Raw genomic sequence first — 23,720 nt, forward strand, 5'->3', positions numbered from 1 at the left:
GCTGACTGCATCCCGCCATCTCTGCTACTATCGTCCCGGCTATACTACCAGTGAAAAATTCCCTCATTCTGGGTTCTAAGCGGCGTTTTTGACTGTGTACGCCCAAGTTGTTCTGCCCTTCTCCAGTTACAAATCCTTCACCTACCGGATTCCCCCCGAGATTGAGTCTGCAGTGCGGGCCGGGAGTTTTGTGGAGGTGCCCTTCCGCCAGCGAAGCGCCACTGGTGTAGTAATAAGCCTTCACGGGCGGGCACCTTTTAAAGGCAAGATCAAGCCTATACGGGCTATCAGGGAAGAGCCGACGGCCCTTCCGCAGGATCTCTGGGCCACGCTGGAATGGATCAGCCGTTATTATGTCACGCCGCTGGGGCTAGTGCTGAAAAGTGCCCTTCCGCTGGGCTTTTCCGAACGGGCATTAGTAGCGCAGCGGAGCCTGGTGTCGGTCACGGATGCGGGTTGTCAAGCCCTATCGGGATGGTCGCAGCGGGCTCCGGTCCAGAGGGCAGTGTTGGAATTCCTGGTGGCTCAATCGGGGGAAGTACCTGTTACCGATCTCGCAGGAATTGCAACTGATCCTTATGCGACCTGCCGCAGGTTAGCGGCCCATGGCTGGGTACGGTTGGAAAAGGGCACGGTGCCGGCTGACCCCTTCAGCCTGATGGAGCCGTCAGGCGGTAAGGAGGTCTGTCTCACTGAGGAGCAGGAGCGGGTGCTGGCGTCGGTGATGCGAACCAGTGCTGAAGGGCGGTTTGCCCCGATTCTGCTGCGGGGTGTCACTGGCAGTGGTAAGACGGAGATTTACCTGAAGGCGGCGCAGGAGGTGCTGGCGCAAGGGGGCTCAGTTCTGGTGCTGGTGCCGGAGATTGCCCTTACGCCGCAGGTGGCCCAGCGGTTCCGGGCGGCGTTCGGCCAGCGCGTAGCTCTCTGGCACAGTCATCTATCCCGGGGGGAGCGGGCCTGGACCTGGCAGGAGCTCCTTCGGGGGCGTTTTTCGGTGGTGGTAGGGGCCCGGAGCGCACTGTTTGTGCCTTTACCGCGCCTACGGCTGTTGATTATTGATGAGGAGCAGGAAGGGAGCTACAAGCAGCAAGAACCGGCGCCCCGCTATCACGCCAGGGATACGGCCTTGATGCGCGGGAAATATGCTGAAGCCGTGGTGTTGATGACCAGTGCTACTCCCAGTGTGGAATCTTATTATAATAGCCTGATGGACCGGTTCACGAGCCTGGAGCTCACGGGGCGGTTCGGCGGGGCGGTATATCCCCGTGTTCGTTTAGTGGACCTGAAGGCTGAACGCCAGCGGACGGGGAACTATCAGCTGGTCCTTTCAGAGCCCCTCGTGGCGGCCATTGGAAAGCGCCTGGAGCGCAAAGAGCAGGTGATTCTCCTGCAGAACCGGCGGGGGTTTGCCCCGATCATCGGTTGCAACGATTGCGGCTACGTGATGGAGTGCCCCCACTGTGCGGTTTTATTCACCTATCATAAGTCCAGGCGATTGCTGGTGTGCCACTATTGCGGCGCTACCGCCCCGGGTCCCGAAGCCTGTCCCCAATGCGGCAGCCCCTACATCTACCTCCATGGTGTTGGCACGGAAAAGGTGGAGGAGCATTTGCGGCAGCTGTTTCCGGGGGCGAGTATACGGCGCATGGATGTTGATACCACCCGCCGTCGAGGTGCCCTCCAGCAAATTCTCCAGGAATTCGCCGAGGGAAAAATTGACATCCTTCTGGGCACTCAAATGATCGCCAAGGGGCTGGACTTTGGTAACGTCACCCTGGTAGGAGTAGTGAATGCCGACACCGCCCTTTTTTTACCTGATTTCCGGGCGGGAGAGCGTACTTTCCAGTTAGTATATCAAGTTTGTGGCCGGTCGGGACGGCGTCCGGAGAAGCCGGGAGAAGCTATCATCCAGACCAATCATCCCACGGATATTGCCATCAAAGCGGCAGCTCGTCTCGACGCCCATCGGTTCTACAATCAGGTTTTGGCTGAGCGTCAGGAACTATTATATCCCCCTTTTTCCCGATTGGTCAGGCTGCTACTTCATGGAAAGGACCGGGAGAAGGTCTGGCAGCGGGCCCGGGATCTGCGTAGCAGATTGACGCCGTTGCAGAAGGGCATGACTCTCCTGGGTCCGGCCTCGGCGCCCTACGAGCGGCTGCGGGGCCTGTGGCGGGTGCATCTGCTATTGAAGTCCAGCCGGGAGGTCGATACCAAAGGCCAGCGTCTACATCAACTCGTCCTTGCCCGGGTCCCCCGCGCCTGGCTGGAGCGGAGTCATCAGGGTGTTCGGCTGATAATCGACGTCGATCCAGTGTCCCTGCTATGATCTGCGCTGCTGATAAATGGTTAATATGGCTGCTATTTCCCTGGTGGTTTGGGGCCGCGGTGGAGCCACATCCATCGGATTCGGTTATCACCACCGGGTCTGTCGCCAGTTCGCTGGGGAATTTTACACTTCATTTCCCGGCTGATTATCCGGTGGAGGTGGAGACATATCTCCGGGAATTGACCGTGGATGTGACCCTGGCCCTCGTCAGTCGGTTTGGCCCAGTGGAGCCGGCCCCTTTTCAATTGATGATTGTGGATTCCCGGGCCCAGCTGGAAAAATGGGTGGGCGGTAAGCTACCTACATGGATTCATGCTGTGGCCCGGGAACATCCCCCAATGGTTGTAGTGCTGGGACCCGCTACCGAGGTAGCTGAGCCGATCAGCCACCGATTTGAACAGATCCTGCTCCACGAGTTGACTCACGTCTACCTCTATCGTCTCTATCCCAGCCGTAATGGTGAGCGCTTGCCCGGTTGGTTCCATGAGGGGTTGGCCGTCCACGTCAGTGGTGGCCTGGATCGGGGTCTGCACCAGGCCCTGGTCCGGGGCCGGCTCACCGGGCGGTTCTATACCCTGGACCAGCTGGACCGGATTTACCACACCTCGTCCGTACTCAGCGAGCTGGCCTATGCCCAGTCCGTAGTTGCGGTCCAGACCATGGAAGATTTTTATGGCCAGGGGGTATTCCGGTCTCTTTTTGATGAGATTCGCGGTGGACTGCCTTTCCCTGCGGCCTTTGCGCAGATAGGGGGGGAGCCACTGGAGGAGTTTCAGGCCCGCTACCAGGCGGCGCTGAGACGGCGCTATAATATTCTCCTGGTGCTGGCTGATCCCGGCGTTCTGTTTATCCTGTTGCCACTGCTGTTATTGACAGCCTATCTAATAAAATTATGGCGTAATCGGGCTATTGCTGCCAGGTGGGCCGCTGAAGATATTGGAGGCGGTGATCGTCCAGGGAACCTGGCCCCACCTGATGATAACCACCAGGTGAATGGGTGGGAATAAGTCGTGAGCCGGCATAACGTGGATGAATGGCTGCAACGCCGTTCCGTAGTTGCAATACTAACTGCGAGTCTGTGGCTTCCGGCGATGGTATCGGCTCAGACGAGCTTCGAATGGCTGACCGATGCCGTCCATCCGCGTGGCATGGCGCTGGCTAACGCAACGGTAGCGGACGCGGATCCCGCCGAAGCTTTGGGCCTGAATCCCGCTGGACTCCAGTGGGCCTTTTCCCCCGCTGGCTCGACGCGCCTATTCCAGTTGGGCCTCAGGCGCTATCCTGCCGATATCACTCAACAGGTGATCCAGGTTGTTTTTCCGGCTGGTGAACAATTGGTAGGGATTGAAATCCGCCATTTCGACTATGGGACTTTTTATGGTTACGACGATGATGGCCGGAGGCAGGAAGACTATACAGCTGGTGATCTACTGTTGCGTAGCGGCTTGCGACACATGGTGGGGAGGTACCTAGCTGTGGGAGTGGCGGTTGGGATGCTGTCCAGCCAATTAGAAGCGGTGACTGCCCGGGCCCTGGTGTGGTCTTTGGGGGTGCAACTGGAAGTGGTGCCTCTGGCGGCCCGTCTGGGTGTCGTAGTACAGAATCGAGGTCGATTCACCACTCTCTTTGGGAACACTTTGCCTGATGAACTTCCTGGCACCTGGCTGGTGGGGCTGGCCAAGTCGCTGGCCTACCTGCCGTTTACCCTCTATATATCTGCTGGCCAGAATGTGGCGGATAGCCGACTGCTTTGGCGCCTGGGTGGTGAGTTTCGGCTGCATAGGCGCCTGGTCCTGCGCTTCGGTGTGGACCAGGGAAAAACGGACTACCGCCGGGGGAATGCCTACGCCGACCTGTTCTCCGGGTTCTGCCTGGGATTTGGCACCAGTGTGGGAGAGCCTGACCTGTCGAGGGTGACAAGCCGCAAACGACCTATGGTCCTTGCGCTGGATGGCGCGGCGAAGTTGTTGGGCCCGCTGGGATTCAGCACCTCGGTTGCCCTGGGACTGAGGTTTTAGGACCATTATGTCCATTGCGGTGTTACGGTGGGCCCGGTATTTGTTTGGCCTCTTGAGCCCGGGAGTCATTTTCATGGTTATAGTTAGATGCCCCGGACCGGCCCCTCCCTCCAGTCAGAATGGCGCTGAGGGACAACAAACGTGGGACATTCCCGCTTTTGGGACCGATTCGACCTTTGAGATAATGACCTGGAATCTGAGCAACTTCGGCCAGCGTTCGCCCGTGCCCCTTCATCGCGTGGCGGAGATTGTTCGTGATCTGGATGTGGATGTGGTGGCCCTGCAGGAAATCGTCAGCCAGGCGGTTTTTGAGGCGTTGGTGGATAGTCTCGCTGGCTGGAGCGGCTATCGGGCTTCGCCGACCAGCCCGGGGCAGGAGCTGGCCTTCCTTTACAAGGACTCCCTTTTTACCGTCGTCACGCCGCCATTTGAAATCTATGCGGCTGAGGACCTGGCCTTTCCCCGTGAGCCCCTGGTGCTGGAGCTGGCGCTCGATACTGTCCGGATTGTCGCCATCAACAACCATCTCAAATGCTGCGGCGATGGAATCATAGATGATGATCCCGATGACGAGGAGGCCCGGCGCCGGACTGCCAGCTTGCTGCTTGAAGACTACCTCCGGACCGAATTGCCGGAACAGAATGTCATTGTTTTGGGAGACCTGAACGACGAGATCGATGATCCCGAGGGAGAGAATGTCTTCCAGAACTTCATTGCTACTGACAGCCTGTTTTTCTTTGTGACCATGACGCTGGTGGAGGATTCCACCCAGATCACCTATCCCCAGGCACCCTGGTTCAGCTTCATCGATAACATTCTTATTACCGCCAGCCTATTCGACGAGTGGGAGGCTTCCGGTCAAGTGGCGACTATGCGCCTTGATGATGTGATGGACGATTATCTGGAGGTGGTTTCCGATCACCGCCCTGTGGCCTTGAAGCTGCAGATACGGTGATCGGTGGCGTTTCTTTGATGGCAGACATAGTGTCGCGAGTAGGTCTCCAGGTGCTCAGGCCACCATTTGTTGCCGTTTAAGAATTAGTAATTGCCTGTGTCGAACGAACTTTACAGTATACTTGACTATTATCTTAGAAATAGCTTATAATTAGTATTGAGGGCAAGTGGGTAAAAGCGCCAGTACTTACTACGCCAAACCCTCTAAACTTCTATATGGCCTCACCGGGCATTATATTAGTAGATGGTAGCTACAGTTTTGGAAGCTCACCTTGGAAACTTGGGGCACTTACACATTATTCTACCAAGGTAAAAGGTAGAGTATAACCGACACCAACCTGCATAATAGGAGGGTACAGCATGGCAGCTATACAGGATTGGATTGATACCCTGGTATCATGGCTAAAGGCCTTAGTTGAGTTTGGATTGGCCTTGGCCGTGGTATTCCTGGTTATCGATATTCTGTTCCCTGGCCAGCCAATAGGTATTGTTGACAACGTGACCGGCCTGGTAAACGTTTTTGTTGAGAATGGTGTGGTTGGCCTGATTGCCCTGTTATTTTTCCTGGCAATCTATCAGAAGTAGCGTTTCTTAAGATACGGCATTCGCCCCCTTTGCAAGGGGGCGAATCATACTTTTCTTGAATCGCCTTCCTCTCATCCTAAGGAGAGAGGAGCTTGTTTGCTCGGAGATTCTGAAAGCGGTGGTCTACTCTTGCCAAAAATGGAGGGATAACGATGGCAACGTTTAAAGATATAATCGACACTTTCATTAGCTGGCTCAAGGTCTTGATTGACCTGGGACTGTCACTAATTGTGGTGTTCTTACTGATCGACGTTCTGTTTAGAACAGGATTTGTGATTGATAATGTTAGCGACATTGTGGCCACCTTCGCTGAAAACGGCGTGGTCGGCCTGATTGCTTTATTGCTCTTTGTATTGATCTATAAGAAGTAAGCTGCCCAGCAAATTCCGGCCCTTTCCCTGTTATCGGGGAAGGAGACCATTATTTGTGGCCGGGAGCGGGCATTGATTGTCAATGACTAAAAAGGCCCCGTGTGGGGCCTTTTTTATCTTCCGGGTCAGGCGGGACGTGTTTTTATATCCTCAGCTTCACCCCCACCCCACCGAGCGGGCATAGTGGAGCTATAATATTCTGCCTTCCGCCCCGCTCACAGGCTGATAGAGGGAAGCGACAGGCCGATCCGCCAGCCTTCATAAGGGGCCTCGCCGATCTCGGGTTCCCAGCTGTGCCACAAAGGGACGATAAACTTGATGGGTCCCAGGCTCCAAATGATACCCGCATCTGTATATGTCTGCCAGGATTCATCGTCACCGTTGTTGGTGCCGGCGATATCGGCAAACAACGCCAGCGGATATTTGCTGGTAACGTCGAGGTTCAGGGCCCAGGCAGTAATCCCGGGGACTTCGGTGTTCAGGGCCCGGATAGCCGGACCCTCGTCGGGGATATAAAACTGATGATAGACCCTGAAGGTGCCCGATCCTGTCCGGTTGAAGGCCAGCGGGTTACTGAAATCGGTATCCAGTCCGCCGCTGAGCCAGAAGCGGTACTGGTTGGGGATAAGGTCTTTGTCGGTGAGGGTGTGTCCCAGCCAGCCGCGCAGATACAACCGGCCCTGGCGGGCATAGCGGTAGGAAGCCTTGGCGGTGCCCTGCAGGATGGTGGCTTTTAGATCCGATTCGAGCTCGTCGGCGCTTCCTGATACCATATGGGCTTGTCCCGCTAGGTCCCAGCGTAGCAAGGCGTGGGTGTGATTCCAGTACCTGGTATTCAGGGCGGCGCTGATGAAAGTGCCGGTATCCCAGAGGGTGTTATCAAGGGCGCCCTCCGTCAGCTGCTGCCATGCCAGTGCCATGCCCAATTGTAGGGCGGGGGAGCTGACCGCCCTTTCCCGGAAAATGGCGTCCAAATCCAACTGTGCCATACTGTAATCCGGATAGCTGGCGTAATTGACTTTCCCGGTCAGCTTATCGGTTCCCCACAGGCGGTAGCGGTTGATGGCCAGCCCGGTGCCGCCAGCCAGGCGTTTCTGCTTGAGGCTGTAGAAAAGGCTGCCGGTGAGGTGGTTCTTCGATGGTGGCAGTACCCCGCCATAAAAGATCGTGCCGGGCAGCAGACCACTATAGGTGCAGTAGGAAAGCATAGGAATAAAATACAGCTGGGAGCGGCCTGGTTCCGGTGCGCTGAGCAGGAACCGTAGCGCTGGCTTGTGCAGGTAGATATCTGCCAGGCGAATGAGGGGCAGGTAGTCGTTGGAGTGGTCCACATCCGGCGAGTAGCCGCCGGGATCGGTGGTGGCGGAGTGTACGGCTTCGCTATCGAAGGTGATTGTTCTGGAGCCGGAGAATCCGGGCAGCCAGCGACTTTCCAGCACCGCTCCCTCCCGATCCAGGGTGGCCACTTCTACCGGTGCCTCGATCTCACCGTAATTAGTTATTGTGACCTGCACCACATCCTTGCTGGCTACCATCCGGCTCACGCCGTAATCCAGGCGCCGGTTGGTCTTGACGATATCGTCGAAGAACCAGGAAAGGTCTTCCCCGGAGATGGTTTCGAAAGCGGCCCGCAGGTCTTCCGGTCCGGGATGAGCGAAGGACCAGATTCGGGTGAACGCGTCCCAGGCGGCCTGGTTGCGCTCCGGGCCCAGGTAGTGCTCCAGAAAATCGAACACCACGCTGCTCTTGTAATACACCACGGTACCGTAGTTGGTGGGCTCAAAACCGGAGGAATGACCTTCCATGGGCTGGTCATCGTGTGTGCCCACGGTAAAGTTGGCGACGAATTGTTGGAAGTGCCGCTTGGTGTAGGGATTCTTCATGATCCTGGTCAATCTCTCGGGGATCAGGCCCATGGAGAATAGCCCACCCGTTTTTTCACCGTACTTGGCGTACCAGTACCGGATTTCCGAATAGACGGTCAGACCTTCATCCAGCCAGGGGTGCAGCCGCTCGTTGTAGCCGAAGATGCCGTAATGCCAGTTGTGGCCTACCTCGTGCATAATCACGTCTTCCAGGGTTTCCTTGGTGCCGCCCATGGAAATGACCGTGATGTTGGGGTACTCCATGCCGCCGCCGGCCGCCATGTCCCCGGATACGGCCGACACGTGGTTATAGGGATAGGTCCCGTACCACTGGCCGTACCAGTAGGCGGCGTCGTGGGCATATTCAAGGGATTCTTCCCATAGGTCAGCGAAATTGGAGCGGTGCAGGCACCAGACCGTGACGGCCCTCGTGGAATCCTCCACCCACAGGGTACCCTTCTGCACCATATAGCGCTTGTCGGCGAACCAGGCGAAATCGTGAACCTTTTCCTGGTGAAAGTGCAGGGTCTTGGTGGGTCCATCACCCGGCGCAGTGAACTCCCGCTTATCGAACTTTTTAAGCCACTTCTTGCGGGCACTTTTGTCAGGTTTGCCGTCGTCTTTTTTCAGGGCATAGTACTCGGCGGTAACCGCGACCAGGCTGTCCAGGAACTCGTAATCGGGATCGCCCTGTGGGAGATCACCCGTCGCCATAACCACGTATTCTCTGGGCAGGGTGATGTGCACGTCGAAGGTGCCGAATTCGCTGTAGAATTCCCCCATGTCCAGGTAAGGCATGGCATGCCAGCCGTCCCGGTCATACACCGCCGGCTTGGGATACCATTGGGTGATCTCATAGTGGTTATCAGTGTGGCCGAGGCGGCTGAAAATATTGGGGATCTTGACTAAAAAGGGTGTTTCTATAGTTACCGTGTCCCCGGGAGCTAAAGGATGGGCCAGGTAGACTTTGGCTACGTCGATCCAAGCGTGGTGATATTCCCACTTGAGTGCATTGTCGCCTGAACGGAAGTCCAGGCTGTCGATATAGCCCCGGTCTTTGTCCTTGGCGAAGTAAAATCTGGTGCTGCCCTGCTCGAATTCCTGCCTGGCAAAAGCCGTCTCATTGCTCCGGTAGGCATTGGGCCACAGGTGGAACCAGATAAAGTTTAGGGTATCGGGCGAGTTGTTAATATAATCTAGCGAGAGGAAGACCGACAGCGTGTGGTCTTCATCGTTGAGGGTAACGTCAATGCGGTAGGCCACCTCCTGCTGGAAGTAGTCGCTGGGGCGTGTGAGGGTTTGGGCCAGGATCCAGTTTGTGAGGAGCAGTGTTCCAAGTAAAAGATAGCACTTCCGAAGAAGGTAAAGCATGAGGGCCTCCTGCTGGATAAATTGATTACGTGTACCGGCAAGATTATTATGCTACTGACTCAGCCATCAATTTATTGCACCTGCGGCTGGAAGTTATCAGCTTTTTCAGGCTGACCCTGCCCTTTATCCAGTGTCAAATATAAAGGTTAACCATGCGTGAGTTGTATCCACCTATTGAGCCCTACCAGGAGGAGTTCCTTAAGGTTTCCGATATTCACACCATTCACTACGAGGAGTGCGGCAACTCCGGAGGGAAGCCGGTGTTATTTGTCCACGGGGGTCCTGGCGGGGGGATCGAGACGATTTACCGAAGATATTTCAATCCCGAGCAGTACCGGGTGATTCTGGTAGACCAGCGAGGGTCAGGCAAGAGCACGCCCCACGCGGAGCTGCGGGAGAATACCACTCAGCACCTTATCGCCGATATGGAGCGGGTGCGGGAAAACGCCGGGGTAGAGCGGTGGTTGGTATTCGGAGGCTCATGGGGCAGCACTCTAGGGCTGGCCTACAGCCAAGCCCACCCCGAGCGGGTGACCGGACTTATCCTGCGGGGCATTTTCCTGTGCCGGGAGGAGGAGATTCAGTGGTTTTATCAGGATGGGGCCAGCCGGGTATTCCCGGACTACTGGGAGCAGTACCTGGCGCCTATTCCACTGGAGGAGCGGGGCGACCTGCTCCGGGCCTACTACCGGCGTCTGACCAGCGAAGACCCGCAGGTGCGTTTAGAGGCGGCCCGGGCCTGGAGCGTCTGGGAAGGGTCCACCAGCAAGTTATACTTCGACGAAAGCCTGGCAGCGAGATTCGGTGAGGACGAGTTCAGCCTGGCCTTTGCCCGCATCGAATGCCATTACTTCATCAACCACGCCTTTCTGGAAAAGGACCAGCTCCTCCGGGATGTGCCTAAAATCCATCATATCCCGTGTGTGATTGTGCAGGGGCGCTACGACATGGTCTGTCCGCTGACCAGCGCCTGGGAGTTGCATCGAGCCTGGCCCGAGGCTGAACTGCACGTGGTACCGGACGCCGGTCATTCCATTACTGAGCCCGGAATTGTAGACAAGCTTATCGAGGCCACGGACCGCTTTGCAGAGACCTAGATAGCAGCGGCTGCTAGCGAATGATCCCTTTCAGCGAAGCAACGTAGTCAACCAGCTCGGGGAAAAAGGCCCGGAAGTCGTTTTCCAGGCTAGAGTAATTTCTTCGGAGCTCTTCCAGTCCCTGGGCCAATTCGTTGTCACAGCCCAGTCGGTGGGATAGCCCGCGCAGCGCGTGCCCGATATTGGTCAGATCGCGGTATGACAGCAGCCAGTTATCCGTGATCATAGCGGGCAGCATCCGCTGCAGGCGTGGCGGCATTAGCTCCACATGCTTATCCAGAACGTAATATACCCGCCTGGTAAATTCCGGGAGGGGTTCGCCAGCGTATTCAGCCCAGTTCCGGGCCAAAAAATGATCGTAGAACAGGTCGACCAGGATACCCCTGGTATGGCGGAATTTCCGGTTGAGGCGAGCCTTACTCTGCTTGTGAAGGGGGTGCGCATCGGTGAAGGTGTCGATTTTGCGATGGATAAGGATGGCCCGTCGGACGCCCTCGCTATAGCCGTTGTAGTCGTCTCCTTTGACGAAGTCTCCCAGGAGGCTGCCCACGAGCGATTCGGCGGTATCATCAGCCAGGTACAGATGGGCCAGGTAGTTCATGCGTATAAGGTCGAGAGATCGGGTTAAGTTTGGCTGCTAACTTACATCAGAGGAGATCGTATTATGAAATCCTATCGCAAGGAGCTGTGGTTCAACGTCCTGGCCCGGATGGACTTTGTCAATATCACGCCCCAGGTAGCGACGGCGGTGCGGGAAAGCGGCGTGCAGGAAGGGCTGTGCCTGGTGAACGCCATGCACATCACGGCCTCGGTGTTCATCAATGACGACGAGCCGGGCCTGCACCGGGACTACAAGCGCTGGCTGGAGGAGCTGGCCCCCCACGAGCCCCTGTCCCGCTATGACCATAACCGCACGGGAGAAGACAACGGCGATGCCCATCACAAGCGGCAGGTCATGGGCCGGGAGGTGGTGGTGGCCATCAGCGAGGGCCGGCTGGACTTCGGTCCGTGGGAGCAGATCTTCTACGGGGAGTTCGATGGGCGGCGCCGGAAGCGGGCGCTGATCAAGATTGTCGGGGAGTAGGAAGTGGGTGTCAAACGGCCGGGGTGGTGTTGGCGCGGTTATTCCGTCTCCGGCCTGGCATTCAGCAAAGCCAGAGCTTCTTCGGCCTGGTCTTCGGCTACCAGAAGGCGCACGCCCTTGCTGCCGAAAGCGAGGCCCGGTGCCATGCCCCCCAGGTCATCGGCATGGATCACAGCCGCTATGCCGTGGGATTCGAGGAAGGCTTTGTCAATCTGCGCTCGCTGACGATCAGGATAGGTTTTGATGCAGATATATTCCGTCATGGTAGGTTTATTTCCGGTTCTAGCGGTTATCTAAGCAAGACCATCTTCCGCGTCTGGCTAAATCTAATACGGCTGCCTGATCCCAGCTCACTCATTTCAATGCGGTACAGGTAGATCCCGCTGGCAACCGGTATGCCGCGGTGATCGATACCCCTCCAGATAAACTCATGTCGTCCGGGTCCGCAATCAAGTGCCCTCATACTGGTTACTTTGCGTCCCAAAAGGTCGTAAATCACGAGTTTTACATCCGAGTTTAGGGGTAATTCGTAGGGTATGGAGGTTGCGATACTCGTAGCCGTATTGAAAGGATTGGGCACGTTCTGGTATAAGGCGTAGTAAATCGGGACCCAGGGTTCCACCATCAGGGTATCAATTTTCTTGAGGATCCAGCCTTCAGGATCCAGCGTCACAGCCAGGGGCGGGGCCGGGAGATTGAAGTAATATTGATCGGTGGGGGCGTTATTGAATACGGTTATGATAGTGTCAGCGCCAGTCATATCAATAGCGATATCGATAGGCATAGGGAAAAGGGCTTTTTCGGGATACTGGACCTGATCGATGCGAATGGAAATCAGCTCCAGGCCATTAGTAGTTCCTGCACCCCATACGACCTTGTACTCAGGGCGGCCGGCTTCATAGATCCACGGCTGGAAGAACCAGTCGAGATCCTGGTCCGAAACCGTTTCGCAGACATCCTGGAAGCCGCCGGTGGTGGCATTGCTGTAGGCGAAGCGGGGATCGTTCGAGTAGGCCAGCAGAATGTCGAAGAAGGTCGAATCTCCGACAATATGGCGCAGCATGTGCAGGAACCAACCGGCCTTGTCGTACACCGTGATATCGAAAATGCGCGAGACGGAGGTGGTATCATCCACGTAGATGGGATAAAGGTAATCCCGGTCCATCATGCTCATATATTCGTGGTAGTAATCTGTGCCCAGGCTATGCTCGAAGTACAGCGCTTCGGCGTAGGAGGCGAAGCCTTCATTCAGCCAGATTTCGTGCCAGTTGGCGTTGGTGATCTTGTCGCCCCACCACTGGTGAGCGAGCTCATGCACAGTCAGGATAAGCCTGAAACGGCCCTGGCTGGTGATAGTTTGATGCTCCATACCCCCACCCCAAGCAAACTGAGCAATGCCGTATTTCTCCGTCAGAAAGGGATACGGCCCGAAGATCTCGTGAAAATAGGCCAGCATGTCGAGGGTTTCCGTGAATTCGTTCCGGGCCTGCTCGAGATCCTCGGGATAGATGTAGTACTGGATCTCCATGGAGTCGCCGGCAGTGTAGTGGAACCACTCCGAGTAGGTGGCGTAGTTGGTTATGGCCAGGGAGACCAGATAGGTAGTGATGGGGTAGCGCTCCTGCCAATGGAACGTGCAGCCGCTGTCAAGACAGACCTCGCTGACCAGCATACCATTGGAGGCCACGATCAGTCCTCCCGGCACGGTCACGATCATATCCACCGAATCGGCCTTATCGCTGGGGGCATCCTTGCAGGGCCACCAGGCCCGGGCGCCATAGGGTTCGCTCAAGGACCAGATAATGGGCTCCTCTTCGTGATAATCAAAACCGAAGGCGCCGAAGCCGCTCTTGGCTGGCTGGCCGTGATAGGTTGTGCTCACATTGAAGTACTCGTCGTTCGAAACCGGCTGGGATAATTCCACGACCAGAAGATCACCTGCGCGGGTGTAACCGGCGGCATCGCCGCCAACCGCATCCACCGACATGTTGCCTGCCAGGTCCAGTTCCACCGACGTGAAATCATCGACTTTTGCCCTGGCCGTCATCGTAACTGTCCCGGATATCTGCTTGGTGGTAGTATCGATATCGAGGTTGATCCGGTAGTAGGTGACGTCGTAGTTCTGTTGTGCTGGGGAGAGCTTGGTGGCTTTCAGCAGTCGCTGGCGCTCGAGTGCAGCCTGCCGGGCGTTGATTTCCAACCGCCGCATCTCTAAAAGCTCTTCACGGGTCGGCAACACCTGTTGCGCCCATACATTGCCACACGAGAGTAGGCTAATGAGGCCCAGGATAGGAAGCACAGGTCGCGGTCTCATACGACGATCCACTCTAGTAAAACTACTGTTTCTTTATCCCTGGTCAAGCGCGCCGCCATAGATTACGCCACTTCCTGCCTTGATCCCAAAGCATAACTGCAGCTCGCTTAATGAGGAGCGTTGGCCCGAAAATGGAACCGGCTTGGGATCACTGATGCGCTAGCGGTGAGTCCGGAATGCCAGGCCCAGTTCCATACTGAAACCGCCAAAGTTCATGTCCAGGTACTCCAACTCGGTATGAGAATTCTGGTCTTCTATTCTCGCTTTTCCGGGCATGAAACTGTACCTGAATTCGCCAACCAGCATCAGATCAAAATAGACCGGCCGGTAAAATCCGAGCAAAAAGTGAAAATCCGGCACAATAAACTCTCCCTTGTACCAGTTGGGTGATCCGTTCTCAATATCACGTCGTGTCTCCCAACGCATCAGGTTCATACCAAAACCCATACCGAAATACGGCTGCACGGATACGCCGCCGGAAGAGGATCTCATGATCCCGGAAGGCAGAAGTCCGTGAATTCGGCTCAACTTCACACTGCCGGCCGTCATTTGATGGAAATATTCCTCCCACAATCCATCCGGCGCCAGGCTCATCCGGTGATCCAGCCGCTGAAGTCGGCCACCAACCTCCAGCAAAAGCGCACTCTGACCACTCCGGCTGTATCCGCCGATCAACCCAAATTCCATTCCCGGACCAAAGCCGGTTGCATGCAGACTGGCCGGGGACCCTTCGGCATTATAACCGACGGTACTGTAGCCCTGAAGAAGGGTATGCAGGGGAGCAAACGGGCCCCCTTTCAACCCGAGAAGGAACGTCCTTTCCTGGGCCTGAAGAAAGGAGCCCATACCCACAAAACAAATAATCAGGATTACAACCCTTAATCCGAGTCGTTCGTTTTTCATAATGCTGACTCCTTATGATGGAATGCTGTCGGGAAAGATGATGAGAAGCGGCTTCGGTACCTTTTCGGTAAAGTCACGTTCAGAAACGATACACGAAGTTTACCGTGATATTAACGGCACCGGACTCTTCTTCGATGTTTGTGTCCAAGCTTCGCTCCCAGGTGGTGAGACTGAGGGCGGTGTCGATTTTGATCTGCGGGACGGGTACAACGCTCAGACCCAGATTAAGGGTGTGTTGGGGTACCTGGGGAAAGGGCTTCCGGTAGAGGGGGGGATCGTAGCGGTATCCGCCCCTGAGTTTGATATTGATCATTGGCAGGAGAAATTCGGCCCCAGCGGCATAGCCTGGGAGATTGGCGTATTGCGTACGGAGGGTATCGTTGATGGAGATGTCGATTGGGACCTCAATGGAGTCGATAACATCAACCAGGTCTGACTCGAACCGAATCTGGGAGTAATCGAACCATGCTAGATCACCGCTAAGGAGAAGCGGGCCTACAGTGAGGGATGAGCCTACCCGCAGGCAGTAGGAACCGCGGATCTTATAGTCGCGCTCCTCTTCGAAGCCGATGTAACTGTCATAAGATGTTTCGCTGACACTGACCCATTGTGGTGAGCGCAGGAGCAGCCCGATCCGCCAGGGTGGCAAGGGCGCGAGGAGTATCCCGAGGCTCAATCCTACACCAATGTATTCCGGCTCGACAAGGAGATAGTCGCTGGAGGCGACCGTCGCTCCGGTATAGTAAGTATTATTGTCAGTGTAGACATTTTTGCCGGCGAGGATATCAAACGCACCCCCCAGAGCCAGCTGGGTGGACACCTGGTAGCCGACGCCTAAACTCCAGTAGCCAATCCGTCCCTCTTCAGTCAATACTTCATGTATGGTGGATGCAGCATCACGGGGATAGGTTTGTTCCAACTGGCGCTCGAATGCCCGGGCCTGATTATAGCCAATAGCTATGGTCAGTTTCGAGTTGGGGAGGGGCAGGGCTACCCCGGCGTTGCCGAGTCTGGTTGCCGTGATGGTGGCAGTGCTGGTGTTTCCCGGGCTCCTGACGTCCGTCGTGGCGGTCAGGTAAGTAAATCCCAGGTTGATTTCTCTTTTGGTGATGTGAGCCAGTCCGGCGGGATTGTAGAACAGGGCGGTGAGGTCGTCAGCGATGCCAGTGAAGGCCTGTCCCATGCCAAGGGCCCGGCTTCCCGGTCCCCCGAGGCCAGTGAAGGGACGTACGGCGTCAAGATCAATCTGCCCGTTCAGCAGAGCGGTAGTGACGAAGATTAACGATACAATCCTGCGAGGGAGTTGAATTTTTGGGATTGCCATCGTGAATAGTGGACGAAAGCCTAAGGCTGCCGGTCGCGAGTACGGGAAGTTTTGGTGCTCCTGCTGGCTTTGCTGCTAGATCTAGGCGCAGATTGGGATGTTCGGCTGACACCCGGTGATGATCTGGTTGTTGTTCCGCCGGTGGTATAGCTTCCCTGTCGATCGGAGGACCGGGCGGTCTGGTCGGATACAGCGCGACTGCTCTCAGGTTGCTGTTGGGAGGCCTGCTCGGTTGCGCCGGTGGAGGTGCTCTGGGATTGGGTTTGACCGGTCTGTGAGGCGACGGTCTTGGTCATGTCGCCACTAAGTTCTGAGTCGGGAGTCAGTTCGGGACTCAACCCGGTAGGCAGATCGCGCCGGTTTCGGGGGCGCCGCTGGGTGGCTTTTGTCGGCGCGGATACAGTAATGGGAGTTCCATACCAGGGATACGAGCTATACCCGCCATAGTAGGAATAAGGGTACCCATAATCCCAGTAGGGATCGTAGTACCAGGGGTCGTAGTACCAATCATACCAGGGATCATACCACCAGCTGTAGCGATTGTAGCCGTAATCCCCGTATGGATACCCGGTGCCCCAGTAAGGGTAATCCCACCACAGATCGTCGAACCACCAGGGGCTGGCGTACATAGGCAGCCGGTTCCAGCGGCGTTGGTATTGCATCCAGTAGCGGGTCTGCCAGTCGCGATAATAATAGGGGCCGTTGAGGTGATACAGGAGGTTGACGCTAATGTGGGTATCGTCTTCTCGATAGCGGTCCCGATACCAATCCTGGTAGGTATAATCCACGTCGCCGGGTTCCTCGATTTTCCCTGGCTGATCAGGTGGAGGTTGGGTTTCAGGGATTGGTGCTGTTGGGGCGAGCGCTTCGCGATCGGTGATGGCTGCGGTCAGGCCCCGGGACGGGTCACTCCGATGGTAACCGGCAAAATAGGGATCGTCGGATAGCCGGGTGAAACTGGCACACCCGACCAGTAGAATCCCGCTCAAGAGGAGGAACGTCAACCGGAATGATGCGCGTGCAGCCATTAGAATCACCTCCTGCCTAAATGTAGGTGCTGGCTATCGCGGTTACAACCTTTTCCGCTCTAATATGCTAACGGCTGGCAGGGTCGGTTGGTTCCCAGCCCTGATGGTCGTATCGGCGGGGTAGGTCCTGCTACGGAACGAGATAAACCCTTTGATCCAATGAACATACGTCAATTTATATTTGATGCTTCGGGCCTCGATAGGTAATATCGACGTGGTAAGAGGAGCATATCATAGGTTCAGGTGTTAATGATCTTCTTCATAAATGGTAGTTAGGCGTCTCGTGTCAGAATGACACGTAATCCCAACCATATATCAGTAGAAAAGGAGAAGCATAAATGGAAATCGCATTTCTAATCGGTCGAATAATTGTCGGTATCTTATACCTATTTAATGCCAGCAATCACTTTTTTCAGTTGAATACCCTAAGCGGTTTCGCCCAATCCAAGGGAGTGCCCGCGCCAAAACTGGCAGCCCTCGTATCTGGTGTGCTACTGCTCATTGGTGGCCTGAGCATTATTACTGGCTTCCAGCCTACCATTGGTGTCGCGGCCTTAGTATTGTTCTTCTTGCCTATCACATTCATAATGCATGCCTTCTGGAAAGTGGAAGACCAGATGATAAAGATGGGCGAGATGGTAAACTTCACCAAGAACATGGCGCTAATGGGTTCTGCCTTAATGTTCTTGGCAGTACCACAGCCTTGGCCTTTCAGCATAGGTTAGGCAATAAAAGCCCAAATTGAGAAGCAACGTCTTCGTTAGAGACGCCGCCTACCCAGCGGTTCCAGCCGACGCACTGCGCGCACGAATCAGATCGCAGCCGTAGGACGAAATCAGACTACAACCGGGCGGGCGCTGTGATGAAAACTACTAAGGTCGTTCAAGGCTCCCGTCCCACGGGATATAGCCGCCACTGTTGATCATAATACGGCGTGCGTTCGTAGAACCACTGGAGCCGTGCCCGGGGGTTGGCGGCGAATTCGGCGTCCTGGGCCAGCTGCTGTTTGAAGGCTTCCTTCAGTGCCGGGTCACGGTCCAGCATGCGCCGCGCCAGCGGTTCCATGACGTAGTCCTCGACGTATTCGGTGTGCTGGAGGACTTCGAGGAAGAAGCCCCATTGGAAGAAGGAGTCCGGCGAGCGCGGTTCCAGGAGCAGGATGGCCAGGTCACCCAGGGGCTGGTCTGTGGGCACGCGCACCGAGCCGGCCGGGAAAGTCACCAAACAACGCTCGGCGGTAGCGGCAGCCGTTACCGGCACGTGCCCCTCGTAGGGCCGCCTGGCCAGTTCGACCTCGCTGAGCCGGTAGAGCTCCACCTCCACCTCGCGGGGCTCGGAAATGGTCTCCACGTAGATGCCGTGGAGTTTCAGGCGCTGAATCACCTCGGGCCAGGCAGATGGTATCCAATAGGCCCGGGGGCGGGTGACTGATAGATCAGGTTCGGTGAATTTAATGCGGGGTACTGTCAATGTTACTGGTTGCCCGGTATACTCGATGTGATCGGTACCGCTGATCTCAGAAGGGATTGTTTTTAACTGAATGCCCAGAAAATTCACCATATCTGGCTGAGTATCGGGGGCTTTCCATGTCAGGGGGAGCTGTTCAGAGGCCCGGGTGCGGTCGGCGATGGTGGCGCGGTGTAGCGCAGCCTGGTATTTGGCCAGGATTCGCAGGGCGCTTTCCAGCAGCACATAGGTGCCGAGCACGCGTTGCCGGTACGGCTTCAGGGAGTGGTTCTCCACCAGGACGGTGGGCAGGTGGCGGGCGTCGCCATAGCCGTTGGAGAAGCGGGGCTCGGGGGTCCAGGCCGCAAGGCCTTTGGAGGGGTCCAGGTTGTTAACGGCGAAGATGAGGGGCCCAGGGATATGGCCCATGGCCGCCAAATCCTTGTACAGGGCCGGGGTCAGGCGTTTGTCCAGCCAGGCGGCGATGCCGGGTGAATAGCCGTGCTGTCCGGTATAGTCGAAGGTGATGTCGTACTGGTAGTCGATGCCGTCAGTCACGTGGATGTCGATATAAAGGTCCGGCTCCCACTGATTGATGGCCCGCACCAGAGCCTGCATTTCGGGAGTGTCCAGCTTGCTGTAGTCCCGGTTGAGGTTCAGGTTACGGGCGTTGGTGCGCCATCCCGAAACTTCGGGACCCCGCTGGTTAATGCGGCCGTAGGGTGAGGAGCGTTCGTACCCGTCGGGGTTGAGGATAGGTATGAAGAGGAAATTGGTCTCCTTCAATAGCCCGGTCTTGGTGCCGCTGACGGTCAGGTCCCGCAGGAGCATCAGCCCCGCGTCCTTGCCGTCGATCTCGCCGGGGTGGATGCCGGCCTGGGCCAGCAGGATGGGCTTACCGGTGGCTTTCAGGGCCGCCGGTGTGAAGACCTGCTCCGTGGAGGCAATGACCATCCAGATGTCCCGCCCTTCATAGGACTGGCCGAGGGAGGCCATGCTGAGCTGCGGCGCGGCAGCCACCAGCTGCTCCAGCCAGGCGACCGTTTCGTCGTAGCTGGGGGTGGCGGTCAGGCCGGTGCGCTCCGCGGGTGTGATCCACGGATCATTCTCAGCCGCAATGAGTTCCTGGCTTTTACCGTCCCAGGGCAGTTCCGGAGGCAGGGGTGCGGACCAGTCCTGGGCCGTGGCAGGCATCCAAGCGGCAGTGAGCAGGCACAGTGGCAGTAATAATGGCCAGCGGCGGATTGTGTTCATAACCTGGTTCCTCTGGGTGTGGAGTTTGCTTGGAGCTAAGTTAGGGCGGAGGCCCTGGAGGTTGCCAGCCCGCTGGCAGGATTCAGTTGTCCAGCTATGCCGGGCGCTTCTGGGAGGACCGCCGGGTGGTTCCGCTTTCAGGCCTGGCACGGGCTGGTCGGCGATATCAACTAGGGGACAACCGGCGAGGGCGTTATAGTCTGCAAAGACGGCTCCGGCCTGTTCTGTGAGATGGAGGTGCAGTAGCCAATACGAAAGAGTGAATATCCTGTAAATTATTCAATTGATTTACTGGAATAACAATTCCTATTTACTCCTTATACATCATTACTTCTGCCGCTCTATATAGTGGTTGACGCCACTATCTCTGCCCCGTCGCTAGTGCCGTTAATGGTTTGGCGTTAAATTGCCGGCTATGGAAGGTGATCCCTTTTTTGTCACTCATGCCCGCCGGTTGGCCGGCCGCTGACGAATTGGCTGCCCCGTCGGATGGTGGATCGCCTCCGACAGGTGGTGGCCGATGGGCGGTACAGCCGCTATTGCAACTGGTGGTCCTTTGTGACCTGAACGGATATCACATGGACCTGTACCAGAGCCCAGACACTGCTAACCGAGTCTGATAGTGAGAGGAGAACGCTATGCCTGAGCCGGTAATTGCATTTAAGAAGCCAGCCATTTTGAACCTGAAACCAGGTACTTACCGGTGGTGTCAGTGTGGCCGGTCAAAGGGGCAGCCGTTTTGCGACGGCTCGCATCAGGGCACGGGTTTTGAGCCGGTTGAATTTGTTATCGATAATGAGCGGCGGGTGGCCCTGTGCCGGTGCAAGCACTCGGGCACCAAGCCCTACTGCGATGGCTCCCACGCCCGTTTATAAGCGCTAGTCGGCCTGCTCGGTGGGGAGGGTTGGCTGTATCCGTTCCCACTCACCTGGCGTGAGCGTCTTCATGGACAGGGCGTGCACTTCGGTTTTGAACAGATCATGCATCGCCTCATAGACCATGCGGTGGCGCTCCACCAGATCCTTTCCCGCGAACTGTTCCGAGACGATGAAGATGGTAAAATGCCTGCTGCCAGGGGTCGTTGCCTCGGGGCGACTGACATAGCGCTGGGAGTCGTCCTGAACTTCCAGGTGACTGGGGGACAGCGTGTCTTGAAGGTGCTGTCGGAGTTTGTCGGTATGCGAATTGATCATGTCTGGCCGGGTAAGTTAGATTGCGTCATTCGCTATTGAGCCACCTGGCGGATTCGAACCGTCGACCTGCCGATTACGAATCGGCTGCTCTACCAGCTGAGCTAAGGTGGCCTGATCCTGCTCCAGGCTCTGCGACTAAAGTTAATGAAATTTCGCTGGTCGTGGGGGTGAATCGGGTCAGCGATGCTAACTGGGTGGTACGCGCCAAGCCAGGACTCACATGCTGAGGTTTCATAACTAACTTATCACGATAAATATCAAGTCAGGAACTGAGTGATGAATTTGTTTCGATTGTGCCTATTACTATCCCTTTCAACAGCGCTTATGGTTTCAACGGCCTGTCAGGCTCCGGCGCCAGGTTTTGAACCCGGCGGCCGGATTGTCTTTCTGGGTGATTCTATAACCGAAGCCGGGGAGCAGCCGGGAGGGTATGTGGCCATCGTGCGTGATACCCTGGCGGCCCGGCATCGGGAGCTGGGTCTTGAGGTTATCGGTGCCGGTATAAGTGGTGACAAAGTTCCGGATCTTGAGGAGCGCCTTCACCGGGACGTGCTCGCGAGGCATCCCACTATCGTTTTTATTTATATCGGGATTAATGACGTGTGGCACTCCATTATGGCCGTTGGCGGAACACCCAGGGACCGCTACGAGGCGGGATTGCGAAGTATCATCCGTCGAATAACCAGTACTGGAGCCAGGGCGGTGCTGTGCACGCCCTCCGTCATTGGTGAACGGCACGACGGCACTAACTCGCTGGACGGTATGCTGGACGAATACACCGCCATCAGCCGCCAGGTGGCGCGAGAGATGGACGTGCACCTGATCGATCTGCGCAAGTCTTTTCTGAAATACCTGCGCCGTCACAACGCGGCCAATCTGGAGAGCGGTATTCTCACCTACGATGGGGTGCACCTGAATGGCGCGGGCAACCGACTGGTTGCCAGGGAAGTGCTACAATCGCTCGGGGAAAAATTGCGGGAATGATGAGGACTGTTGGGAGTATATAAGGCCGTCCATCTTTCACTTGCCATTTTCCTTCCAAGCTTGTTCCTTTCACGTGTACTTCACTCCCCAACACAGTTAGGAGACGACTGCCATGCAATTATATAGCCGGCGTCAGTTTTTGGGGGCCCTTGGCCGGCCCGCCATGGCCGTTCTCGCCGTGGCTACCCTGGACCCTGACGCGATGAAGGACGCCCTTGGTGCCATAGCCAAACGCAAGGGCAAGCCGGAAGAGATCGCTGCGGATGAAAGCTACTGGTATCCCATTCAGCAGGCCTATACAGTGGACCGCAGCCTGGTCAATTTGAATAATGGTGGTGTAAGTCCCTCTCCGGCCATGGTCCAGAATGCCATGAAGCGCTACCTGGACTATTCGAACACGGCGCCCGTGTACACCATGTGGCGGATTCTAGAGCCCCAGCGGGAAGGGGTTCGCAAGCGGATGGCGCGGGCGTTTGGCTGTGACCCGGAGGAGGTGGCGCTCACCCGCAACGCCTCTGAGGGACTGGAAATCTGCCAGTTGGGCATTGACTTTTCCTCCGGTGATGAAATCCTCACCACAAACCAGGACTACCCGCGCATGATCACTACGTTCCAGCAGCGGGAGCGCAGGGAGGGGCTCGTGCTCAAGCAGTTCTCCATCCCAGTGCCTGCTGAAAGACCCCAGGAGATCGTGGACCTGTTTGCGGAGCACATCAGTCCCAAGACCAAGGTTATCCTCATGTGTCACATGATCAACCTGACCGGTCAGATTTTGCCGGTGAAGGAGGTGGTGGCCATGGCCCGCAGGCGGGGGATTCCAGTGATCGTGGATGGGGCGCATGCCCTGGCCCATTTTGTCTTTTCGCTCCAAGATTTGGACTGTGACTATTATGCCACCAGCCTGCATAAGTGGCTTTGCGCCCCTCATGGCACTGGGCTGCTATATGTGCGCCGGGAGAAGATTGCCGGTCTGTGGCCGATGATGGCGGCGCCGGAGACCATGGATGAGGATATCCGCAAGTTCGAGGAGATCGGGACCCATCCCGCAGCTAACTGCCTGGCCATCGCCGATGCCCTTACCTTCCATCAGGGCATTGGCGCTGCCAACAAAGAGGCCCGGATGCGCTATTTGCGGGATCGGTGGGCCAAGCGCCTGATTAAGTATGACCGCGTCCGGCTGCATACCAGCCTGAAGCCCCAGTTCGCCTGTGGTCTGGCCACGGTGCAGATCAAGGAGGTTGATTCTGAGAAGCTGGCGGATTATCTATGGCAGCGGTACCGCATCATCGTAACCCCCATCAAGCATCCGGAGTTCGAAGGTATTAGAGTGACGCCCAACGTGTATACTACCTTGGAAGAGATTGATCGCTTCACTGATATTATGGAGATGGTAATCCGGAAAGGACTGCCCGAAGCTTGAGGCTTGGGACTAGGGGCTTGCCCTGAGCATTCGCCTGAGCTCACGCTGAAGGCTTGTCGAGGAGATGGGTGTTTGTGGCTGGCTGAAAGAACCACAGAGGGCTCAGAGAACGCAGTGAGGGAAAAGAGAAGAGCGGCGGGCGAGGAGCGACAAGCGAAAGATGCCGTCACGCTGCTCAAG

General features: G+C 56.5%; 21 protein-coding genes and 1 tRNA gene. 12 read left to right on the top strand and 10 right to left on the bottom strand.

Translation table 11 applies throughout. The features are described from left to right. Nucleotides 1–94: 94 nt before the first annotated feature. The 6 genes from priA to ACETWG_07230 all read left to right on the top strand — a co-directional run bounded on the left by priA (nt 95) and on the right by ACETWG_07230 (nt 6,257). Entirely contained in the window at nt 95–2,329 is a 2,235-nt protein-coding gene (gene priA, locus ACETWG_07205) for a primosomal protein N' (GenBank protein MFB0516374.1), read from the top strand. 59 nt (nt 2,330–2,388) lie between these two features. Beyond that, on the top strand, nt 2,389–3,336 hold the full coding sequence (locus ACETWG_07210) for a peptidase MA family metallohydrolase (GenBank protein MFB0516375.1): 948 nt from the start codon (nt 2,389–2,391) through the stop codon (nt 3,334–3,336). A 3-nt stretch (nt 3,337–3,339) separates the two neighbouring features. After that, complete coding sequence (locus tag ACETWG_07215; GenBank protein ID MFB0516376.1) at nt 3,340–4,347, top strand: hypothetical protein; 1,008 nt, start codon at nt 3,340–3,342, stop codon at nt 4,345–4,347. Nucleotides 4,348–4,420: 73 nt separating this feature from the next. After that, nucleotides 4,421–5,302, top strand: a complete 882-nt coding sequence (locus tag ACETWG_07220) for an endonuclease/exonuclease/phosphatase family protein (GenBank protein ID MFB0516377.1) — start codon at nt 4,421–4,423, stop codon at nt 5,300–5,302. 359 nt (nt 5,303–5,661) lie between these two features. Then, entirely contained in the window at nt 5,662–5,886 is a 225-nt protein-coding gene (locus ACETWG_07225; protein ID MFB0516378.1) for a hypothetical protein, read from the top strand. Between the two features lie 152 nt (nt 5,887–6,038). Then, nucleotides 6,039–6,257 carry a hypothetical protein gene (locus ACETWG_07230; GenBank protein ID MFB0516379.1) on the top strand — a complete coding sequence of 73 codons (219 nt, stop codon included), beginning with the start codon at nt 6,039–6,041 and terminating at the stop codon, nt 6,255–6,257. Nucleotides 6,258–6,472: 215 nt separating this feature from the next. Here ACETWG_07230 and ACETWG_07235 read toward each other — a convergent pair whose 3' ends face one another. After that, on the bottom strand, nt 6,473–9,493 hold the full coding sequence (locus tag ACETWG_07235) for a M1 family metallopeptidase (GenBank protein ID MFB0516380.1): 3,021 nt from the start codon (nt 9,491–9,493) through the stop codon (nt 6,473–6,475). A 152-nt stretch (nt 9,494–9,645) separates the two neighbouring features. Here ACETWG_07235 and pip point away from each other — a divergent pair, with 152 nt between their 5' ends. Further along, a complete protein-coding gene (gene pip, locus ACETWG_07240; GenBank protein ID MFB0516381.1) occupies nt 9,646–10,590 on the top strand; it encodes a prolyl aminopeptidase in 945 nt (314 codons plus the stop codon). A gap of 13 nt (nt 10,591–10,603) precedes the next feature. Here the strand turns inward: pip and ACETWG_07245 are convergent, their stop codons facing one another. Continuing rightward, nucleotides 10,604–11,191: an ACP phosphodiesterase gene (locus ACETWG_07245; GenBank protein MFB0516382.1), complete on the bottom strand. Its 588-nt coding sequence runs from the start codon at nt 11,189–11,191 to the stop codon at nt 10,604–10,606. Between the two features lie 63 nt (nt 11,192–11,254). Here ACETWG_07245 and ACETWG_07250 point away from each other — a divergent pair, with 63 nt between their 5' ends. Continuing rightward, entirely contained in the window at nt 11,255–11,674 is a 420-nt protein-coding gene (locus ACETWG_07250; protein ID MFB0516383.1) for a secondary thiamine-phosphate synthase enzyme YjbQ, read from the top strand. Between the two features lie 38 nt (nt 11,675–11,712). Here the strand turns inward: ACETWG_07250 and ACETWG_07255 are convergent, their stop codons facing one another. The 5 genes from ACETWG_07255 to ACETWG_07275 all read right to left on the bottom strand — a co-directional run bounded on the left by ACETWG_07255 (nt 11,713) and on the right by ACETWG_07275 (nt 17,243). Beyond that, nucleotides 11,713–11,937 (bottom strand): putative signal transducing protein, encoded by a 225-nt coding sequence (locus ACETWG_07255; protein MFB0516384.1) that lies wholly within the window; start codon nt 11,935–11,937, stop codon nt 11,713–11,715. 26 nt (nt 11,938–11,963) lie between these two features. Next, nucleotides 11,964–13,988: a M1 family aminopeptidase gene (locus ACETWG_07260; GenBank protein ID MFB0516385.1), complete on the bottom strand. Its 2,025-nt coding sequence runs from the start codon at nt 13,986–13,988 to the stop codon at nt 11,964–11,966. Nucleotides 13,989–14,147: 159 nt separating this feature from the next. Beyond that, on the bottom strand, nt 14,148–14,891 hold the full coding sequence (locus tag ACETWG_07265) for a hypothetical protein (GenBank protein MFB0516386.1): 744 nt from the start codon (nt 14,889–14,891) through the stop codon (nt 14,148–14,150). 79 nt (nt 14,892–14,970) lie between these two features. Next, nucleotides 14,971–16,215, bottom strand: a complete 1,245-nt coding sequence (locus tag ACETWG_07270) for an OmpP1/FadL family transporter (GenBank protein MFB0516387.1) — start codon at nt 16,213–16,215, stop codon at nt 14,971–14,973. A 20-nt stretch (nt 16,216–16,235) separates the two neighbouring features. Continuing rightward, a complete protein-coding gene (locus ACETWG_07275; protein ID MFB0516388.1) occupies nt 16,236–17,243 on the bottom strand; it encodes a hypothetical protein in 1,008 nt (335 codons plus the stop codon). Nucleotides 17,244–17,581: 338 nt separating this feature from the next. Between ACETWG_07275 and ACETWG_07280 the strand changes: the two genes are divergently transcribed. Next, on the top strand, nt 17,582–17,968 hold the full coding sequence (locus tag ACETWG_07280; protein MFB0516389.1) for a DoxX family protein: 387 nt from the start codon (nt 17,582–17,584) through the stop codon (nt 17,966–17,968). 157 nt (nt 17,969–18,125) lie between these two features. On the opposite strand, the gene ACETWG_07285 is transcribed toward ACETWG_07280, so the two are convergent. Next, nucleotides 18,126–19,943 carry a M14 family metallopeptidase gene (locus ACETWG_07285; protein MFB0516390.1) on the bottom strand — a complete coding sequence of 606 codons (1,818 nt, stop codon included), beginning with the start codon at nt 19,941–19,943 and terminating at the stop codon, nt 18,126–18,128. 638 nt (nt 19,944–20,581) lie between these two features. Between ACETWG_07285 and ACETWG_07290 the strand changes: the two genes are divergently transcribed. Next, a complete protein-coding gene (locus tag ACETWG_07290; GenBank protein ID MFB0516391.1) occupies nt 20,582–20,818 on the top strand; it encodes a CDGSH iron-sulfur domain-containing protein in 237 nt (78 codons plus the stop codon). 3 nt (nt 20,819–20,821) lie between these two features. On the opposite strand, the gene ACETWG_07295 is transcribed toward ACETWG_07290, so the two are convergent. Both ACETWG_07295 and ACETWG_07300 read right to left on the bottom strand, forming a co-directional pair. After that, nucleotides 20,822–21,136: a BolA family protein gene (locus ACETWG_07295; GenBank protein ID MFB0516392.1), complete on the bottom strand. Its 315-nt coding sequence runs from the start codon at nt 21,134–21,136 to the stop codon at nt 20,822–20,824. 38 nt (nt 21,137–21,174) lie between these two features. Continuing rightward, nucleotides 21,175–21,247: transfer RNA gene (locus tag ACETWG_07300), tRNA-Thr, on the bottom strand. A gap of 165 nt (nt 21,248–21,412) precedes the next feature. Here ACETWG_07300 and ACETWG_07305 point away from each other — a divergent pair. Continuing rightward, nucleotides 21,413–22,120, top strand: coding sequence for an SGNH/GDSL hydrolase family protein (locus tag ACETWG_07305; protein MFB0516393.1), 708 nt, complete (start codon nt 21,413–21,415; stop codon nt 22,118–22,120). A gap of 112 nt (nt 22,121–22,232) precedes the next feature. Then, on the top strand, nt 22,233–23,540 hold the full coding sequence (locus tag ACETWG_07310) for an aminotransferase class V-fold PLP-dependent enzyme (GenBank protein ID MFB0516394.1): 1,308 nt from the start codon (nt 22,233–22,235) through the stop codon (nt 23,538–23,540). Nucleotides 23,541–23,720 lie beyond the last annotated feature (180 nt).

The sequence above is a fragment of the Candidatus Neomarinimicrobiota bacterium genome, assembly GCA_041862535.1.
GTDB lineage: Bacteria > Fidelibacterota > Marinisomatia > SCGC-AAA003-L08 > TS1B11.

What these genes read in the sequence shown, in the direction of transcription:
- ACETWG_07220 (MFB0516377.1), top strand. Translation starts at nt 4,421, where the DNA reads ATGGTTATAGTTAGATGCCCCGGACCGGCCCCTCCCTCCAGTCAGAAT.
- ACETWG_07225 (MFB0516378.1), top strand. Translation starts at nt 5,662, where the DNA reads ATGGCAGCTATACAGGATTGGATTGATACCCTGGTATCATGGCTAAAG.
- ACETWG_07230 (MFB0516379.1), top strand. Translation starts at nt 6,039, where the DNA reads ATGGCAACGTTTAAAGATATAATCGACACTTTCATTAGCTGGCTCAAG.
- ACETWG_07235 (MFB0516380.1), bottom strand. Translation starts at nt 9,493, where the DNA reads ATGCTTTACCTTCTTCGGAAGTGCTATCTTTTACTTGGAACACTGCTC.
- pip (MFB0516381.1), top strand. Translation starts at nt 9,646, where the DNA reads ATGCGTGAGTTGTATCCACCTATTGAGCCCTACCAGGAGGAGTTCCTT.
- ACETWG_07245 (MFB0516382.1), bottom strand. Translation starts at nt 11,191, where the DNA reads ATGAACTACCTGGCCCATCTGTACCTGGCTGATGATACCGCCGAATCG.
- ACETWG_07250 (MFB0516383.1), top strand. Translation starts at nt 11,255, where the DNA reads ATGAAATCCTATCGCAAGGAGCTGTGGTTCAACGTCCTGGCCCGGATG.
- ACETWG_07255 (MFB0516384.1), bottom strand. Translation starts at nt 11,937, where the DNA reads ATGACGGAATATATCTGCATCAAAACCTATCCTGATCGTCAGCGAGCG.
- ACETWG_07260 (MFB0516385.1), bottom strand. Translation starts at nt 13,988, where the DNA reads ATGAGACCGCGACCTGTGCTTCCTATCCTGGGCCTCATTAGCCTACTC.
- ACETWG_07265 (MFB0516386.1), bottom strand. Translation starts at nt 14,891, where the DNA reads ATGAAAAACGAACGACTCGGATTAAGGGTTGTAATCCTGATTATTTGT.
- ACETWG_07270 (MFB0516387.1), bottom strand. Translation starts at nt 16,215, where the DNA reads ATGGCAATCCCAAAAATTCAACTCCCTCGCAGGATTGTATCGTTAATC.
- ACETWG_07275 (MFB0516388.1), bottom strand. Translation starts at nt 17,243, where the DNA reads ATGGCTGCACGCGCATCATTCCGGTTGACGTTCCTCCTCTTGAGCGGG.
- ACETWG_07280 (MFB0516389.1), top strand. Translation starts at nt 17,582, where the DNA reads ATGGAAATCGCATTTCTAATCGGTCGAATAATTGTCGGTATCTTATAC.
- ACETWG_07285 (MFB0516390.1), bottom strand. Translation starts at nt 19,943, where the DNA reads ATGAACACAATCCGCCGCTGGCCATTATTACTGCCACTGTGCCTGCTC.
- ACETWG_07290 (MFB0516391.1), top strand. Translation starts at nt 20,582, where the DNA reads ATGCCTGAGCCGGTAATTGCATTTAAGAAGCCAGCCATTTTGAACCTG.
- ACETWG_07295 (MFB0516392.1), bottom strand. Translation starts at nt 21,136, where the DNA reads ATGATCAATTCGCATACCGACAAACTCCGACAGCACCTTCAAGACACG.
- ACETWG_07305 (MFB0516393.1), top strand. Translation starts at nt 21,413, where the DNA reads ATGAATTTGTTTCGATTGTGCCTATTACTATCCCTTTCAACAGCGCTT.
- ACETWG_07310 (MFB0516394.1), top strand. Translation starts at nt 22,233, where the DNA reads ATGCAATTATATAGCCGGCGTCAGTTTTTGGGGGCCCTTGGCCGGCCC.